Raw genomic sequence first — 1,553 nt, forward strand, 5'->3', positions numbered from 1 at the left:
GGAACGTGTCAAGGATTTGAGGCCAGCGGGAGTTATGCGGCCTGAGTCTCGGGCTCGGGTTTGTTGATCCAGACCTGTTCGGGCAGATCGAGGATCTTGGGCAAGAGCCGGTCGGTGCTGAACCGTTCCGGGTGTGCTGCGCGGGCCGCAGCGAGGGTGTCCTGACGGCCGGCACGCACGATGTGGTGGCGGCCGTGGTGGACCTCGGCGGGGGTGTGCAAACCGATCCCGGAGTGCCGGTGGCAGCTGTTGTACCAGGTCACGAAGTCGGTCATGAACGTCCGAGCCGCGGCGAGGGACGCGAACCGGTCCGGGAAGACCGGCGCGTACTTCAACGTCTTGAACCACGCTTCGCTGTACGGGTTGTCATTCGACACCTTCGGCCGTGAGTGCGAGCGGGTCACGGTCAGGTCTTCAAGCAGGTCGGCCACTGATTTTGAGGTCATCGACGTGCCCCGGTCGGCGTGGACCACATGCGGAACCCCGTGGACATCGAAGATCTCCCGCATCATCGACGCGGCCAGAGGCCCCGACTCGCGGGCGTGCACACGGATGCCGACGATGTACCGGGAGTAGACATCGATCATCACGTAAGCGTCGAAGTAAGAGCCCTTCACCGGGCCGGCCAGTTTCGTGATATCCCAGCTGAACACCTGCCGCGGTCCCGTAGCGACTAGTTCCGGACGGCTGCGGGCCGGATGCCGGGCCAGCCGGCGACGTTCACGGACCTGCCGGTGCTCGCGCAGGATCCGGTACATCGTGGCGATCGAGCCGACGTAGACGCCCTGGTCGAGCAGGACGGCGTAGACCTGCGCCGGAGCAGCGTCGACGAACTGCGGGCTGTCCAGCAGCCGCAGAACCTCCTCACGTTCGGCCACGGTAAGCGCGTTCGCCGGCACCGGCCGGGGCCGCGTCGACAGGCTCGGCCGGCGCCGGTCCCGGTCAGCGCTGGACCGGGCGATCCCGGTCATCGCCGCCGCGGCCCGGGTCGTCGTCCCCGCACCCCTCAACGCCTGGAAGGCGCCCATCAGCGCCTGCCGAGCCCGAACACGTCCGGACCGTCCGGCTCGCTCCTGGAGATGTCCTCCAAGAGCTCTTGCGCTTTTCCCATGATCGTCAACGCCGTCTCGGTCCGGGCCAGCTTCGCCTGAGCCTGCGCCAGCTCCCGCCGCAACCGGGCGATCTCGGCCTGCTCCGCCGACGGCCGCCCGACCGTCTCACCAGCCGGTTTGCCCTGCAACAACCCGGCATCGCGGGCCCGTCGCCACTCCGACATCAACGACGAATACAAGCCCTCTCGCCGCAGGAACGCCCCGCCCTCACCGACCGCGACGGCCTGCTCGTAACCGGAAAGGAGTTCCAGCTTCTGTCCCGGCGTGAACGACCTGCGAGCACGAGGACCATCCGAACGCGGACCCTTCTTGCGACTCATGACCCCATCCTGGGCCGTCACGACGTCAACAGCAGTATTCAACGACTCTCGATCCTGAACTCGCCCTGTCCGACGGACTTGCTATGAACCGCTGGCCTCAACTCACCCTGACAGACAGGGG

General features: G+C 66.9%; 1 protein-coding gene. It reads right to left on the reverse strand.

Translation table 11 applies throughout. The features are described from left to right. Positions 1-32: 32 nt before the first annotated feature. A protein-coding gene (locus Acy02nite_RS46090; RefSeq protein WP_425548285.1) for an IS3 family transposase occupies positions 33-1,432 on the reverse strand; the annotation gives its coding sequence in 2 pieces (ribosomal slippage) (positions 33-1,099 and positions 1,099-1,432; 1,401 coding nt in all). Positions 1,433-1,553: the final 121 nt, after the last annotated feature.

It is taken from the genome of Actinoplanes cyaneus, from assembly GCF_016862095.1.
GTDB classification, from domain to species: domain Bacteria; phylum Actinomycetota; class Actinomycetes; order Mycobacteriales; family Micromonosporaceae; genus Actinoplanes; species Actinoplanes cyaneus.